The 17675-nt window shown below is 43.2% G+C and carries 9 protein-coding genes and 1 pseudogene; 7 read left to right on the top strand and 3 right to left on the bottom strand.

Translation table 11 applies throughout. The annotated features are described in order from the left end of the window. Entirely contained in the window at positions 1-1323 is a 1323-nt protein-coding gene (locus ACKU41_RS05150; RefSeq protein WP_321404458.1) for a response regulator, read from the bottom strand. A 264-nt stretch (positions 1324-1587) separates the two neighbouring features. Here ACKU41_RS05150 and ACKU41_RS05145 point away from each other — a divergent pair, with 264 nt between their 5' ends. From ACKU41_RS05145 to ACKU41_RS05130, 4 genes and pseudogenes are all read left to right on the top strand, one after another. Then, positions 1588-4353, top strand: a complete 2766-nt coding sequence (locus ACKU41_RS05145) for a transporter substrate-binding protein (RefSeq protein ID WP_321404457.1) — start codon at positions 1588-1590, stop codon at positions 4351-4353. A gap of 64 nt (positions 4354-4417) precedes the next feature. After that, the gene (locus ACKU41_RS05140) at positions 4418-8086 is read left to right on the top strand and encodes a PAS domain S-box protein (protein WP_321404455.1); all 3669 of its coding nucleotides are present in this window, start codon (positions 4418-4420) and stop codon (positions 8084-8086) included. A gap of 43 nt (positions 8087-8129) precedes the next feature. Continuing rightward, positions 8130-8432, top strand: a pseudogene (locus ACKU41_RS05135) (response regulator); the annotation flags it as partial. 30 nt (positions 8433-8462) lie between these two features. Beyond that, positions 8463-10208 carry an EAL domain-containing protein gene (locus ACKU41_RS05130; protein ID WP_321404454.1) on the top strand — a complete coding sequence of 582 codons (1746 nt, stop codon included), beginning with the start codon at positions 8463-8465 and terminating at the stop codon, positions 10206-10208. A 162-nt stretch (positions 10209-10370) separates the two neighbouring features. On the opposite strand, the gene ACKU41_RS05125 is transcribed toward ACKU41_RS05130, so the two are convergent. Both ACKU41_RS05125 and ACKU41_RS05120 read right to left on the bottom strand, forming a co-directional pair. After that, positions 10371-11411 carry an IS481 family transposase gene (locus ACKU41_RS05125; protein ID WP_321403488.1) on the bottom strand — a complete coding sequence of 347 codons (1041 nt, stop codon included), beginning with the start codon at positions 11409-11411 and terminating at the stop codon, positions 10371-10373. Positions 11412-11808: 397 nt separating this feature from the next. Next, positions 11809-14064 carry a methyl-accepting chemotaxis protein gene (locus tag ACKU41_RS05120; protein ID WP_321404453.1) on the bottom strand — a complete coding sequence of 752 codons (2256 nt, stop codon included), beginning with the start codon at positions 14062-14064 and terminating at the stop codon, positions 11809-11811. Between the two features lie 639 nt (positions 14065-14703). Between ACKU41_RS05120 and dgcN the strand changes: the two genes are divergently transcribed. From dgcN to ACKU41_RS05105, 3 genes are read left to right on the top strand one after another with little or no spacing between them, the layout of a single operon-like run. Next, positions 14704-15699, top strand: coding sequence for an N-acetyltransferase DgcN (gene dgcN / locus ACKU41_RS05115; protein ID WP_321404451.1), 996 nt, complete (start codon positions 14704-14706; stop codon positions 15697-15699). Further along, positions 15699-16667: an N-acetyl-D-Glu racemase DgcA gene (dgcA, locus tag ACKU41_RS05110; protein WP_319780326.1), complete on the top strand. Its 969-nt coding sequence runs from the start codon at positions 15699-15701 to the stop codon at positions 16665-16667. The genes dgcN and dgcA overlap by 1 nt, the downstream gene beginning before the upstream one ends. Positions 16668-16701: 34 nt before the next feature. Next, positions 16702-17547, top strand: a complete 846-nt coding sequence (locus ACKU41_RS05105) for a D-amino-acid transaminase (protein WP_319780325.1) — start codon at positions 16702-16704, stop codon at positions 17545-17547. Positions 17548-17675: the final 128 nt, after the last annotated feature.

The raw sequence follows: 17675 nt of genomic DNA, 5'->3' as shown, positions 1-17675 counted from the left end.
CTATGCTCTTAAAAGATTTATCATCTCTTTATCCAGAATATTGAATTTCACAATACCTTCCCAATTATCCGCAATATGCGAAATCCATTCCTCAAGCTTTATCCCTCCAACTCCATGCAACATATTTTTTTCTACCACAATTTTGTTGTATTTTTCATTAATTATTATGCACTGATGATCAATCATATTCGCAACAGACACCAGCATTGGCACACTCATATCAAACTTCTCGTAAGTGTGATGATATCCTATTCCGTAAACAACTTCACCAGACATACCCCATAGCCCCATTAGGTAAGCACCTATTTGTGCATGAGTTGTTCCAAATACTTTTAATTCGGCATTAAATATAGAAAGGTTTTCTCCTGCTACTATTTCCAAAACTTTTCTGTATCGCTTGGGGAATGAGCTAGCCAGAACCAATTTGCCGACATCATGAAGCAGCCCTGTCATGCGAGCCTCAACGACGAAACTTCTTTCGAGACCTTCATATTCAGCAATACTTTTCGCAATGTTTGAAACTCTGAAACTATGCTCCCATAGCATACTCAAAGAAAAACCAGGTAGGGATTCAGTATCATACATTGAAAACAGATGCGTTCCTACAATTAAAGCCCGAATTGTTTCAAGACCGAGCATCGTGATAGCCTGTAATATTGAATCCACCTGTGAAGGTAGCCCGAAATATGGAGAATTGATCAGCTTAATAATCTTGGCAACCAGCCCGACATCCATGGATATCAGTTCGGCAATTTCTTTTATTGAAGGTTCCGGAGAAGCCAATTCTTTTTCAACAGATTGGAAAACATGGGGAAGGACGGGAAGCGTTTCAATTTCGGCAACTAATTCTTGCATAACAGGGTCATTCAATATGTATCTTGATTTCAGGGTCCCTTCTATTTTCTCCGCAAGATCCCTAGCATCGCAGGGTTTGGATATATATTGGTGTACAGAGCGGATAGTGCGAACAACTTCATCCAGCCCCACTTGACCGGATAAAGCGATACGGATTGTCTTATGATAGTTTTGCTTGATTAGTTGCAAAAGCTCAGCTCCGTCCATACCGGGCATTCGTATGTCTGAAACAATAACATCAAAGGGCTTTTCCTCAAACAAGGCAAGAGCCTCTGTTCCCGACTCAGCGAAGACAATTTCCCACTCTTTGCGCTTAAAGCGGAGCATGCGGCGGATAGCTCCCAAGACATTCGGTTCGTCATCAACAAAAATAACTCGTATTTTATTTTGCATCATTTCTTCCCAGTCACATATTATATCTAAAATATTATCTGTTGTTGTGCTCTCAATTGCTAATAACCTCAGCATTGTGCTTCATATACCTATAGTAAAATGATAGACTGTGTTCTAGCATATAAAATATGCACTACGAAATCCATCGTTACTTGAAAACAAATTAACTGGAGTAATCTTTGCCTGATTTAAAACTTTTCAATTTTAACCTATGGAACTACACCTCTGAGCTTGCTCAAATATATGAACATGGACTTGGCAAAACCTGAAAGTTGACAGTCAATACAGCATAATAGCCTATAATATATACAACTTTTTGCATACATATAAGGAGTTACGATGCCATCCGATATTCCCATTGGTATTCTTCACTCTCTAGATGGACCGATGGCCAGTAGTGAACGTATGTTGATTGACGCGGCTCTTTTAGCTGTTAATGAAATTAACGCGCGAGGGGGGCTTCTCGGTCGACAAGTGCGCCCCTATGTTGGTGAAAGGCTAGAAGAAGCCGCTGATTTCGGATTAGAGGCGGAAAAACTTATATGCAACAGGGGAGTCCGTTCCCTCTTCGGGTGTTGGACTTCCGCATCGCGTAAGAAGGTGAAGCCGGTTGTTGAGCAGGAGGGCTCCCTTCTTTGGTATCCTGTTCAGTATGAAGGGTTGGAGCAATCTTCGAATATTGTTTACACTGGCAGCTGTATGAATCAGCAGATTGTTCCTATGATACGCTGGGCTCTATCCATGGGTAGGAAACGGATAGCCTTGATAGGTTCAGATTATGTCTTTCCACGCACTGCGAACAAACTAATCGCATCTATGCTTACAAAGACAGATGCTGCCATCGTACATGAAAGTTATCATCCTTTGAATTGTAGTGATTTTCATCCTGTCTTTGACGCCTTAAGCGAAAGTCGCCCAGATCTGATCATAAATTCCATTAATGGTTATGGAAATATTTCTTTTTTTGAGCAGCTTCAATCTTTCCCTTCCCTGACTCAGCCTGATCTTATCTGTTCACTAAGTTGCTGTGAAATTTTATTCTCCATGCTTTCGTACCGTCCTAAAGGGCTGTTGGCTTGTTGGGGATATTTTCAGTCTCTTGATACTCCTGCCAACAAGCTTTTTTTGTCCAAGCTTGAAGGTATAGACTATAGGATTTCGTCGGACCCTCTAGCCACGGCCTACAGTCAGGTTCTGCTCTGGGCCTCCATTGTGGATCGTATCGGCTCGTGCGATCCTGCTGATATTTTGGCAAATCTCTCCGGGAGTGCGATCGACAGTCCCTTGGGGTGGTTGGAGATACAGGCCAACCATCATGTTTCGCGTAGCGGATATATCGGCAGATATAATGAATCCGGACAATTTGATATCCTGTGGCAGAGTGAAAAGCCTATCGCACCATTACCTTGGCTGGGAGTGGAAAACGCGGATATTCCATTTAAAGAACTTGTCATCCAGATTCTCAGCCAGGTGCCTGAAGACGTTACCTTACGTTCAAATCTTGAAGCAGAGATTGTCTCACGCAAAAAGCTGGCGACAGAACTGGCCGAAAGTGAACGAAAATTTAAAGAAATAGCAAAAGCATCTCCTGTCGGTATCATTATTACTGATACCTACGGAAACGTTCAGTATGCTAATTGCCGTGCAGTCGAGATGTGCAGTACAACTTTTGACCAGATGAAAAAACGAGGTTGGACTCATTTCTTAGAGATGAAGGATAAGCTTCTTATTTTTCAAAAATGGTTTAACGCTGAAACCCTGACTGAAAACAGACTTGAATTCAGGATTAAAAGAAAAGAAGAAACTGATATATGGGTACTTGGCCAGATTGTTAAAATGGGTAATACACAATCCGAAATGTCCGGATTTATTATAACGCTAACCGATATAAACCCTATAAAAGAAGCCGAGCTGGACCATAAGCTGCTTTCAGCTGTGATAGATCAGGCAGCAGAGGCTATCCTTATAACAGATACTTCGGGGATCATAACTTATGTAAATCCAGCCTTTGAGACTATCAGTGGCTACTCAGCCAAGGACGTTGTCGGGCATAATCCCAGTATAATTAAGAGCAATGAGCACGAAGACTCATTTTATGCTAATATGTGGGAATCAATAAACCGGGGACAAGTATGGAAGGGACAAATTGTCAATTTAGGCAAGAACGGAAGTCGCTTTACTCAGGATACAATCATTGCTCCAGTACGTAATGATAATGGGAAGATCGTTAATTTTGTATCTGTCGCAAGGGATATCAGTCAGCAATTGGTAATTGAGGCTCAGCTACGCCAGGCCCAAAAATTGGAATCAATAGGCGAACTTGCAGCCGGAATTGCCCACGAGATCAACACTCCTACTCAATATGTAACCACTAATGTCAAATTCTTGGAAGACAGTTACCCGGAAATACTTGAAACTCTGGATAGACTTAATACGATCAGGAATATGGGTTCAGAGAACTACTCATGGGAGAAAGTTGAATCTATTGTTGCCGACATGATGGATGAAGAAGATCTCAAATTCCTCGCTGAAGACATACCCAATGCAATCAAAGAATCCACTGAGGGATTAAGAAGGATCGCCGATATAGTTAAATCGGTCAAGCAGTTGGCTCATCCTGGCGAAACGCAGAAGAGTTATCATGATTTAAACGGAATCATATATGACGCTGTTACTGTTTCAACAAATGAATGGAAGTATGTCGCAGAAGTAGAGATGGAATTGGATGAGAACTTGCCTCCCTTGTATTGCCTAAAAGGAGAAATGGGGCAGGTAATATTGAATCTCATTATTAACAGTGCGCATGCAATTGAACAAAGCAGCGGTCATGATAAAACGGACAAGGGACTCATCTTAGTTAAAAATTACACTGAGGAAGACTCGATTATACTCAAGATTAAAGACACGGGATGCGGAATGCCGGAGCATGTTATGAAAAAGGCTTTTGATCCCTTTTTTACAACCAAGCAAATAGGGAAAGGTACAGGGCAGGGATTAGCGATCGCCTATAATGTCATTGTGAATATTCATAACGGCAGCATTGTGTTAGATTCCAAGGAAGGAGTTGGAACAACTGTAACTATGACCTTACCTATTTCCAAATGATTTTGTTAAGATATTGTCAAATCCCAACGGGAGTGCTGAGACCGTAAATTCAGAGGGCTGGCGAATGGATAAAAAGAATACAGAAAATTTATCTTCTTCCAGAAAGTATCGTGTTGATTCCGTGTCAGATGGCAATGGACTTAAAGACATATGTGTCCATATCTCCGGTATTTTTGCAATACTTGATAATAAATTCAAGATCATAGACGCCAGTGAGGATTTCTTTACAGCGACTACTTCAACAACTGACATTCTCGGGCAAAGTATTTTTCAAACACCTTCTCCATTTCACGAAAACAATTCAGAAGACTACCTGACATCTTTGAAGTCATCGTTAAACAGGGTCGTAGCTAACCTGGTTCCGGATATAATGCAGCTCAGAGAGAATGTGGTCGCGAATCAATCAGGTTGTGACGATGAAATCAAGGAACAATACGTTAGCTATTCCAACTATCCGATCTTGAATGAAAATGGCGAACTGTTCTGTATCGTTTTTAAGGCAGAAGATGTTACACCGTTTGTTCAAGCCGGGAAAAATATTGCCGACAGTTCTTCAAAAGAAAGATGCACCAATGCCTATACCCCAACTCCTCAAGCTTTTTCCTCCGATCATATTGAGGATGGGAGCTATTTCCCCAGAGTGCTTTTGCTCAGCACAAATCCAGAAACAGTTCAGATAGTTAGTTCAGCCCTCAAAGGCAGCTATAGATTTTTTCAAACCACCAGTTGTGAGGGGGCTCTGCAAAGCATACACAATTTTAAGCCCACAGTGATCATAATTGAGCTGAACTGCCCGGATAAAATACAATCTTTGCTTGATTCATTACGCGCCGAAAAGGAATTCGCTAATACTTCTGTGCTCGTGACCGAAAGTAACGCAACAGAGACTAGTGAAATATTTACTAGAGACAGTCTAATAGAATCGATCAGTATACCTCTTTCTACACAGCAAGTCCGGAAGGAGGTAGATAATGCGGTGGCAAAATGTCTGAGACTGCAAATTGAACAATCTCGTCTGGCGGCATTGGTTACATCATCAGAGGATGCCATTATCGGAGCAAAGTTAGATGGGACGATTACTGACTGGAATTCTGGAGCTGAAAGAATTTTCGGCTACACCCAAAATGAAATAATAGGTCAATCTGTCCAAATTTTAGTTCCACCTGAGATTTCCACTGATAAAAGCAAAATAATGAACCGAATTGCCATGGGGGATCACATACAACAATTCGAAACTATCCGTATGCACAAAGATGGGTCGCGCATTAACGTTTCAACTTGTATTTCTCCTATACGAAACCATCAAGGTACAATTATTGGTGCATCCGCCATTACCCGCGATATTACCCGTAGAAAAAAAACTGAGCAGGAGATGAGGTCTCAGGCTTTTCTTCTTGAGGAAATGGGACAGTTGGCGAAGGTCGGTGGCTGGGAGTTCAACCCCGAAACCGGAGAAGGGGCTTGGACGGATGAAATTGCCAGAATTCACAATCTTGATCCTAATATCAAAGCAACAGCAGAACTGGGGTTATCTTTTTTCCATGGCGAACACAGAAATAAAATTGATGCGGCACTGAAAGAAGCGACTGAGAACGGAACTCCTTATGACCTCGAATTGGAAATGGTAACCGCAACAGGTCAAACAAAATGGATAAGAACCATTTGCAAACCCAGAGTTGAGGATGGGAAAGTTCTCTCCATCCGGGGTGCGTTTCAGGACATTACCGATATAAAACAAGCAGAATTAAGCGTTCGAAACAGTGAAAAAAAACTGCATGATATTCTGGAGGCCATTTCGGACGCTTTGGTAGTCGTGAACGAAGACGGTCAGATTACAATGGTCAATTCTGCAACGATCAAGACGTTCGGTTATTCAAGAGATGAGTTGTTGGGAGAAAATATCGATATTTTTGTCCCGGAACCATACAAAAAAGGCCATGCAGCTAAATGTAAATCATATTTCAGTTCTCCTGATTTTCATGCCCCATTATGGAATAAAAACATCTGTATATTCACTCGCAACGGGATCGGAATTCCTGTTGATATCGCCTTATCATTGACCTCTATAGATGGTAGCCCTCACGCAATTGCCTCCATTCGCGATATCAGCAAGCGGAAAAAGGCTGAAGAAGATCTCAAGGCTTCGGAAACTAAATTCAGAGTAATTACCGAAAATCTCAAAGAATTAATCTATAGGGCTGATTATAAAACTTTCGCTGTCAATTATGTGAACAAAGCCGTTGAAGATATATACGGGCATACTCCATCCGAATGGCTGGAGCAGCCGAATATTTGGGAAAAAACATTACATCCGGAAGACAAAGAGTTGGTCCTGAACTTTTTTACTAAAGCAGTTCAGGAATTCAAAGACGTAAAGATAGAATACAGAATTCTGGATCGCAGTGGTAATGTTCACTGGGTATACGACAGCATGACATGGGAAAGGGATGAATCCGGTAATCCTGTTGCGATACTGGGAGCTATGACAGACATTACTGAGCAAAAGCAGGTATTGATTTATCTGGAGGAACAGGAAAAATTTTTGCGAGACGTATTACATGGCATTAAAGCGGCAATTCTGATCATAGATTTCCAGAAGAGGGTTGTTGATGATGTCAATGATGAATTTTTAAATATAGTTGGCGTGAATAAAGCAGATGTGATTGGTCAATCCTGTTCTAAGGTTCTTCAATGTAATTCACAATGCCCGAAATGCGATGCCGATGGAGAAATCTCTCATAAATTTGTCTTTAGAGAGCGCAGCAGTATTAAAAATTCTGAAGGAAAAAGAATTCCGTTGGAAGAAAGCTTTATTCCGGTAACAATGCGTGGTCAAAAAATGGTTGTTGCTGTCTTGTTCGATGTAACTGAACAAGAAGATCTTGAACACCAACTGGCATATGCGCAAAAGTTGGAATCAATAGGGCAACTCGCAGCGGGGCTTGCGCATGAAATAAATACTCCTGTGCAATATGTTGCAGGTAATCTTACTTACCTGCAAGACGCATTTGCCAAGGTGATGAAACTTCTATCTTTCTGTGATGAGTCTTTTAAAAATTTAGAAAATAATGTGGACCAACCCATTTTAAGGAAATGGGAAAAAGTCAAAAGCGATAATGATATTGATTTTCTTCATGTGGATGTTCCCGAGGCCTTCAGGGAAACATTGTTTGGAGTCAATCAGGTTAGCTCAATCGTTAAAGCGATGCGAAAATTTTCACATCCCGGTTTAGAGACAAAGCAGAGCATCAAGCTTAAAGAAACAATTGAAAATATTATCACGGTTTCCCGTAATGAATGGAAATATTATTCCGAGATTATAACAGATTTCGACCCGGACCTTCCCACAATTTCATGCATGCCCGGAAGTTTTAATCAGGTTATACTAAATGTGATCGTTAACGCGGCGCACGCCAATGCAGATGCCGCTGTAAAAGGACAACAAAAGAATATAATTATCAAAACCCGCAAGAGAGGAAATATTGCCGAGATTAGTATAAGTGATTCAGGTAAGGGAATCCCTGTAGATATACAACACAGAATTTTTGATCCGTTTTTTACAACGAAAGAAGTGGGTAAAGGAACCGGTCAAGGATTGGGAATTGTACATTCGGTAATGCAAAAACATGGTGGAAGTGTTAGTTTCAATACCGCTTTAGATGAAGGGACGACTTTTACTCTTCGCTTTCCGATTGAGCCTGAACCGGAAGAGGAAGGAATACAGCGGGATTAAATATTGACTGATATACAAGGCTCTAAAACTTCGGGAGAACATTATGGCTGACTCCTCTGCGAATATTAGCACTGTTCTTTTTGTAGATGATGAAAAAAGGATTTTGAGCACCCTGAAAAGGCTCCTTTTGGGCGAACCATTTAAAGTGCTAACAGCCGAGTCTGCTGCCGCAGCCCTGGAGATACTTGAAGCGACATCTGTGGATATTATTGTCAGCGATGAAAGAATGCCCGGAATGCGCGGGAGCGACCTGCTAAAAGAGGTTAAACGTCTTTATCCGGATTTATGCAGGATAATGTTGACCGGGCATGCAAGCCTTGATGCCAGTATAAGTGCCATAAATTCAGGCCGAATATTTAGATTTCTGCTCAAGCCCGTGACAAAGGATGATCTTCTGGAAGCACTCTATCAAGGTCTTAATGAACGTTTTCAATACAACAGATTGTTAAGTCTGTCGCAACGAGCTGGCAGCGTCTGCAGCTTCGAGATTCAAATCGATCAAAAAGGACGGCAGATCTATACCCGTTGGTCGGACAACGCACGGGACATGCTTGTTCTGGATAAGGTCCAGCCGTTGGATAATCTGGAAATCCTCTTCGATAAAGTTCATCCTGATGATGTCTTAACCGCACGTAGAGGCTGCCTGTTCTGCATGGATCATAATCAATGCCCCTCGGCAGAATACCGCATAATATTGCCTGACGGACAATACAGGTGGATACTGCAAACAAGTGATGTTTCTATGGACGCAAATGGGAAAAGCCTTCGTTTGCTTTCTGTATTAAGTGACATAACGGAACAAAAAAGGCAGCAGGAACAACTTGAATACCAAGCTTACCATGACGAGCTTACAGGACTCGGCAATAGAGCACGCCTGCTTGAACAACTCACTGAAGCACTGGACAAAGCGTCTGCTGCCAAACAACAAGTTGCTTTACTTTTCATTGATCTGGATAATTTCAAATTAGTCAATGACAGTCTTGGGCATTCTTTCGGGGATTTATTACTCCAGAACTACGCACGACGCCTGACCTCCCTGATGCCAATGAATACTGAAGCAATACGGTTGGGAGGTGATGAGTTTGCAATTGTTGTGCATGAGCTCAATGGAGATGCCCTTACTCTTTCTGAAAGTATTCAACAAGCAATGGAACAACCTTTCAATATTGGAAAGATTGAAATTTTCGTATCTAATTCAATAGGCATTGCTTTTAATCTCAATCCAGATGGATCCGCCTTGCAAATGATCCGTGATGCAGACACCGCAATGTACGAAGCCAAGTCGCACGGCAAGAATTCAGTCCAGGTTTTTGATGCAAAAATGCATGATAAAGCTGCTCTGCATTTCAAAATGACTGGAGATATGCGCAAGGGGTTGTCCAATAACGACTTTTATCTGCTTTTCCAGCCTATCGTAAATATAAACTCTCTTCAGGTTGAGGGCTTTGAAGCCCTGCTGCGCTGGCAGCATCCAGAAGAAGGTTTGATAATGCCGGATAAATTTATTCCGGTCGCTGAAGAAAGTGGATTGATTCTTCCTCTTGGGGATAAAGTAATGGAGATGGCTTGTGCTCAGGCCAAGGAATGGGAATTAAGCAAATCGTCAATTCCGCCTTTTATCAGTTTCAATGTGTCGGTTCATCAATTGCGGCAGATTGATTTTGCAACGCGTGTAATAAGCACGATTAAAGGTTATGGTCTTGATCCATTTTTGTTAAAGGTTGAAATAACCGAAAGCGGGGTAATGGAAGATGCAGAAGCTTCCCTCCGGTTATTACACACATTAAAGAAAGAAAAACTCAGGCTTCAGATTGACGACTTCGGAACCGGCTATTCTTCACTGGGCTACCTGCGCAGAATTCCAGCGGATAACCTGAAGATTGACCGTTCATTTGTTGATGGGATGGAGAATGACGAAGAAAAACTGGCCATAGTCAAAACAATCATAACCCTCGCGGATTCGCTAGGCATGGATGTTGTTGCCGAGGGCATTGAGAAAGTTGAACAGCTGACTCATCTGAGAAAACTTGGCTGTAAATATGGGCAAGGTTTTCTTTTTGACAAGCCTATGAGTAAGGATGAAGCTTTGCTTAAAGATAATTATCGTGACATTTTAACGTAAATGAAGAAGGGATAAATTCGGTAGACCGGTACTCTTAATCCGTTGGTTGAAGGTTCAAGTCCTTCGTGGCCTACCACAGTAAATACAGGGTGTTAGATTAATATGTAGTGGTTCATACTTGATCTGACAGTCCGCCTTTTTGATGGGACCGAAATTGTCAGTTTAGTTTAAACTCAGAACCTTGTCGTTCCAGAGTTCTTTTCCATCCAGCATAGTTGCCAGTGGTGTTCGACCGCAACACATTTTTCCCTGATGAGATCGTTGCGTGTTGTATTCATCAATCCAGATATCAAGATCTGTCTGCAATTCTTCCTGTGAAGTATAGATCTTACGTCTGAATGTGACCCTGTAGAATTCATCCAGAATCGTTTTGTGGAAGCGTTCGCAAATCCCGTTTGTTTGCGGGTGACGTGCTTTAGTCTTTGTGTGCTCGATGCCGCAAATGCCAAGAAACAGTTCGTAATCGTGTTTCTCAACGCATCCGCAATACTCGGTTCCTCTGTCGGTCAGCATGCGTAAAATGCCCATTTCCTGCTCTGCGAAGAAAGGAAGGACCTTGTCGTTGAGCATATCGGCTGCAGTGATCGGCGTTTTGGTTGTGTAGAGCTTTGCGGCTGCCCACTTGGAATAGGTGTCCACAAAAGTCTGCTGATAGATCCGCCCAACGCCTTTGATTGTGCCGACATAGAAGGTGTCCTGACTACCCAGATAGCCAGGATGGGCTGTTTCGATTTCACCGCAGGCCAAATCATCATCCTTTTTCTTCTCAAGGGCCTGAACCTGCGCCTCGGTGAGTACAACTCCTTGCTCTGCTGAAATCTTCTCCAGCGCAGTCAACCGGAGCTTGAAATTATGGAGATTGTGCCGGAGCCAAATGGATCTAACTCCTGAAGGCGAAACAAAAACGCCCAACTTTCTTAGCTCATTACTGGTTCTTGTTTGTCCATGAGCAGGAAAGTCAGTTGCGTAAACAACAACTGCGTCTTCGATTGCCTGATCTACCCGATTCTTCAGGTTCGGTTTACGACGGGACTTATCAAAAAGTGCTTCCACACCGCCTTCTTCCTTGGCTGAATGATACCGGTAAAAGGTGTCCCGAGAAAAGCCCATCAGCTTGCAAGCTCTGGAAACATTACCGAGTTCTTCCGCCAGATTCAGCAGACCTATCTTGTGTTTTATGATGTTTTGATTGAAACTGGACATGTGGTTCTCCTTGGGCACGGTGCCCTGTTTTGATGGTTCCTTAGTATTCCCATCAAAAAGGAGAACCTCTTCTGTTTCAAGAGGAAATGTCAGATCAAGTCGGAACTAATACAATTAATAGTCTAGCACCCTTTTACTTTTTCTTTTTTCGGGTTGTATAACCCCTATACACCCTTTCGCGTGACGCTGAGTGACTCTTCTTATCCGTCTACCCCGAAATTATTTATGATTGTTGGGGGGTCTATTTTGTTGCTGTGGAGTACCGTATCTATGTTACCTGTGTTCGGTTGATCCCAATCAGCAAAATTAAGAAGCAGTCAATCTCAATTGAGACTGACTGCTTCGGATAACTGTTTTAAGCTCAGTTCTGTGGCTAAGAATAAGTTTACATCAATCCCTAGTTTTTCATCTGAGTTATAAGGTTCTGTAAAACCTGTGCCTGCTTTGCCATCTCATCAACAGCTTTTGCTGATTCCTGCATTGTTTGTGTTGTTTGAGAGGATATTTCTGCTACTTGCGCAAGAGATTTGTTGATCTCTTCACTTGTAGCTGACTGTTCTTCAGATGCAGTTGCTATGCTGTGAACCTGTGCAGATGTTTCATCTACAAATGAAACGATTGAATCCAAAGCCTGACCGGATTCTCCTGAAAGTTCTGCGGTCTCATTAATTTTAGTTACTGCTGTTTCAACGTGGCCTATGTTTGCCTGTGTTCCCTGCTGGATTTTGCTGATAGCAGAGCCTACTTCCTGAGTAGCGGTCATTGTCTTTTCAGCGAGTTTGCGAACTTCATCAGCTACTACAGCGAATCCCCGGCCTGCTTCACCTGCTCTGGCTGCTTCGATGGCAGCGTTAAGGGCGAGGAGGTTTGTCTGGTCTGCGATATCTGAGATAACTTCCATGACTTGACCGATACTTTCAGCATCTTTACCTAAGCTTGTTACATCGTCCTTGAGCTGCTTGGCGACAGCCTGAACTTCTTCCATGCTGGCGAGAACTTGCGTAACAATGTTCGATCCAGTCTGGGCCTTTTCTTTAGTCTGGTTTGCTGTTTCTGCTGAGCTGGAAGCATTCTGGGCAACCTCTAAAACGGTCGCATTCATTTCTTCCATTGCGGTTGCTGCTTCACTGATTTGAGCATATTGGTCTGAGATGCTCGAAGATGATTGCTCAATTTGTGCTGAAAGTTGCTCTGAGGCAGAAGTTACAATGTTTACAACTTCTTCAAGGTCTCTTGCAGCCTGGAGTTTACCTTCTTTTTCAGCTCTTGCAGCCTGTTCCTTAGCTATATTTGCTTCTTCAACCGCAACGTTGGCCCGCTCAGCTTCTGCTTCTGCAGCCTTACTCTTTTCTTCAGCTTCCAGAATCATTTTTTTGAGGTTATCGACCATCTTTTTTAGCGAGTTAGCCAATACACCGATTTCGTCAGCCTGATTGATTTCCAACTTCTGATCAAAATCACCATTGGCAACACTTTCTGCAAATTCCACGGATTTTTTGATTGGGACCACTATTGCACCGGTGATAAACCACAAGGCAAGGCATGCCATTACAGCAATGCCTGATCCTGCTAAAATGGCCTTCTGGAAGCTTGCAGAAGCATTTTCACTCATAGCTGAATTTAATTTGATAGCATCAGCGAAAACTACTTTTCTTGGTACTTCAATAAGCACAGCCCAAGGAGTTCCTGTTTTTCCTAATGGAATCGGGGACATTGCCAGCACTAGTCCAGCATCTTGTCCGAGCTCTACAAAAGCCTCGCCTGCTTTAACTTTGGCTTTTATTTCTTCCGCATGTCCGGTTTTGGTTTGAGTAATAGGCTTACCTACGTTCTGGGCATTGGCACTGTCTGCCACAATAATACCCATATAACTGATGACTTTTACTGTAGCCTGTCCGTTATACAAACTCCCGGCAACATCCTCTGATAATTTTTGTACAAAATCCAATCGAAGGTCTGAACCGCCAATCCCGAGAAACTTATTGTTTATGGTAACAGGAACAGACATTGTTGTTAGCCATTCTTGTTTGCCTTGGACGATATATGGAAATGGGTCTAGAATATTTTCTTTACCCGTTTCTCTTGGATTTAAATACCATCCGCCTTTGCGTACTCCATTTGGATGCAGGCTTGAATCTTCATAACCAACCAGTGCCTGCCGGGCGATGTGCCCGGTTTTGTCTCTGTTCCAGTAGGAAATGAAACGTCCGGAATCGTCATAGCCGTCTTCAGTTTTGCCTTTGTAGTATTCATCATTACCATCAATAGCATTAGGTTCCCAAGCACTGTATGTGCCAAGAAATTCGGGGTTATCTTTGAGAGTAGTGAGAAGAATGTTACTAAATACTCTTCTGATATCTATGTTATGTCTGGTTGTGTCATCTAACCGTATGGATTTAAATGCACTGGCAATAGTTCTCGCAGTATCGATATTCTTTTCCAGCTTTGCACCAATTACTCCTGCTTCTCCTTTAGCAACAGCTAGAAGTCCTTTTTGGGTTGATTCTTCAATCAAATTGTTAACTTCATTTTCGACAAATTGACTGGTTTTGTTCTGGTCCCAAATCTGTAACAAAATTATTGAGGCTGCCAAAATAACAATACAACAAGCTGAACTTAAGAGTATTTTGGTTTTAATTGATTTTAAATTCATCTGTCCTCCTATCCCACAAAGATTTAAGTATTAAATTGTTTTATAAGCATATTTTAATTGATTTGGAAAGTATTATTGCAATTAAATACGTCGCTGCTAAAGTTTATCAATATCAATGTTTCAAATTACTCTATATCTGAGGTTATCCCTTTTAAAGTTATCATATCCCTATGACTGAATCAAATTAATCAGGATAAAAAACAGCTAGTCTTAAAAAAAATTCTAATCCTGTGTTATTTTAGTTTGAGGGTCTCTTCGTTCAGGTTTGCTCTTTTTTGCAGAAAAGCCCTATGAAACAAAGTTTTTTTCATGTCAGTGTACAATAATGTTAAATTAGTGTGAGTTGGCTTCGTTTTGGAGGGGGGTAAAACGTATAAAATTTAAAAAAAACGCAAAAAAATAGAATTAAATTTAACGAATAACGTTTTTGTCGATTGTAATCTTTGGTAAAACCTCCCCTTATACAATTTTATTCATTCAGGTGGGCCTTTGAAGTGCACTTGTTTTGGGGGAATTGGTTTTGTGTTTGGTAACTTGCCGTTATTTTGTGTTTTTTCTCTTTGTGAATTGCCGATGGCATGCAAATTGATAATTCCACAAAACCAAATAAAAAATTAAAATACAAAGGGGACAGTAATCATGTTTGAAGCACCATATTTACTTTTTCTTGGAGATGCTCCGGATGCGCTTGGCGCAAAAATGGCTCAGGGAATATATGATTGGAGACCGGAGGCCGTTGCCGGACAGTTTCGTATGGAAGGCTGCAAGGCTGACCTCGGAATCAAAGACCTTTCTATTAAAGAAGCTGTTGAAGCAGGAGTTAAAACTCTTGTTGTCGGTGTTGTAAACCGTGGCGGAATTATTTCCGACAGCTGGAAATCTGTTCTGGTGGAAGCTCTTGAAGCCGGTATGGACGTTGCCTCCGGACTGCATACCCTGCTGCGTGACCAGCCCGAACTGGTTGAAGCTGCGGAAAAGAGCGGCAGCAAACTGCACGATGTGCGTATTCCTACTGTAAAATATCCTATTGCCAGTGGTAAAAAGCGCACCGGTAAGCGCTGTCTCGCTGTAGGAACAGACTGCTCCGTAGGTAAGATGTACACTGCTCTGGCTGTTGACCGCGAAATGAAAAAGCAGGGTCTTAAGTCCACTTTTCGTCCTACCGGACAGACCGGTATTCTCATTGAAGGCAACGGTGTTCCTCTTGATGCGGTTGTTGCTGATTTTATGGCCGGATCTATTGAATACCTTACCCCGGACAATGATCCCGACCATTGGGATATCATTGAAGGACAGGGCAGCCTTTATCATGCTTCCTATTCCGGCGTGACCATGGCTCTTGTTCATGGTGGCCAGCCTGATGCTCTTATTCTTTGCCACGAGCCTACCCGCGAGCATATGCGTGGTCTGCCCGATTACCAGCAGCCGACTCTCGAAGAGTTGCGTGATACCGCTCTGACCCTTGCCAGAGTTGTGAATCCCGAATGCAAGGCCGTTGCTGTTTCCGTCAATACTCAGCATATGGCTGAAGATGAGGCTCTGGCTTATCTTGCCGAAGTTGAAAAGCAGATGGGCATTCCCGCTGTTGATCCTTTCCGTCAGGGTGCAGCCCGTCTGGTTGAGGCTCTGGTATAATGAAAATCTCGGTTACTAAAGACGTTTTCCCGCTGGCGCAGGTTTTCACTATCGCTCGCGGCTCAAGAACCGAGGCTGTTGTGCTGCGGGTCGAGATTGAAGAAGACGGATTTACCGGGCGTGGGGAATGCGTTCCCTACGCCCGCTACAACGAGACTGTGGAATCCGTTACGGCCCAGATTGAAGGGCTGAAAACTCCGTTGACCCGTGAGGAACTGCAGACCGCGCTGGAAGCCGGTGCTGCACGTAATGCTGTTGATTGCGCCTTATGGGACCTCGAAGCCAAGAAAGCAGGTGTTCCGGTTTGGCAGTTGGCTGGGATCAGCAAACCGACCCCGGAAATTACAGCTTACACTCTTTCCCTTGATACCCCGGAAAAGATGGAAGCTCAGGCTGCGGAAAATTCAGCCCGTCCTTTACTCAAGACAAAGCTTGGTGGCGGAATTGAGGATATTGCCCGTATTGAGGCTGTGCGCAGAGGCGCTCCTGATTCCCGCATAATTGTAGATGCCAATGAGGGGTGGACAGCTGATGTCTACCGCGAGATGGCACCGGTTTTGGTTCGTCTTGGTGTGGAGATGGTTGAGCAGCCGTTGCCGGCATCTGACGATGAGGCCTTGCTGGAAATAGAAAGAGTTCTGCCTGTCTGTGCGGATGAATCCTGCCATGACCGTGAATCTTTGCCTGCACTGAAGGGCAAGTATGATATGGTTAACATCAAGCTTGATAAGACCGGCGGTCTGACCGAGGCCCTTAAGTTGCGTGAAGCAGCTTTGGCTGCAGGTTACAAGGTAATGGTCGGATGTATGGTCGGTTCTTCGCTGGCCATGGCTCCTGCTGTGCTGGTTGCCAGTGGGGCTGCTGTGGTAGACCTTGACGGCCCTTTGCTTTTGGCCGAAGACAGGAATCACTCGTTGGAATACGATGACAAATTTGTTTTTCCTCCACAAAGTGAATTGTGGGGCTAGTAATTTAACTTTCATATTGGATTAAGTGAATAAAATGAGTCGTACTGTTTATGTGAATGGCGCTTTTGTGCCCGAAGAAGAGGCTAGAGTTTCTGTTTTCGACCGTGGTTTTCTGTTTGCTGACGCAATTTACGAAGTTACCGCTGTTGTGGATGGCAAAATTTGTGAATGGGAAGGTCATGTGGCCCGTCTTGAGCGTTCACTCGGTGAAATCGGCATGGACATGCCCATGAGTTCCGAAGAATTGCTTGAAATTCATCGCGAACTGGTCAAGCGTAATGACCTTGAAGAAGGTGCAATTTACCTGCAGGTTACCCGTGGTGCCATTGATCGTGATTTCGTAATGCCCAAAGGGCTGGAACAGACTGTGGTTCTTTTTACTCAGGCCAAGAAGTTGACCGGCGAGAAAACAGGGCTGCGCGTAATTTCCGTTCCTGATATCCGTTGGGGACGCCGTGACATCAAGACCGTTCAGCTGCTGGCTGCCTCCATGGTTAAGACCGAAGCCAAAAAACAGGGCAAGGACGACGCATGGATGGTTGAAGACGGTTTTGTTACCGAAGGCTCTTCTAACAACACCTACATCGTGACCAAAGAAGGAAAGATTATTACCCGTAACCTTTCCAACTCCATCCTTCCCGGTATTACCCGTAAATCCGTACTTCGCATTGCCGACGAAATGGATATGGAAATTGAAGAACGTCCATTTACCATTGAAGAAGCCCAGAATGCTGTCGAAGCTTTTATGACTGCAGCAACTTCTTTTGTAACCCCGGTTATTGAAGTTGACGGTGTTGAGCTTAACGGCGGTACCCCCGGCCCGGTCAGCAAACGACTTTGTGAAGTCTATATTGAGGAAAGCCGTAAGGCCTCCTGCTAAATCCGCGTTGCTTGGGGAGTATACGCTCCTGAACAGACTTACATCTGTGTTAATTAGTTGAAAGGCGGTCCGTTTCAAATGAAGCGGGCCGCCTGTTTCTTTAGTGTCGCTTTGATAGTGGCTACACT

It is taken from the genome of Maridesulfovibrio sp. (assembly GCF_963678865.1).
Taxonomy (GTDB): Bacteria; Desulfobacterota; Desulfovibrionia; order Desulfovibrionales; family Desulfovibrionaceae; genus Maridesulfovibrio.
Note: the sequence above shows the minus strand (reverse complement) of the source record. Positions and strands in the feature narration are given on the sequence as shown.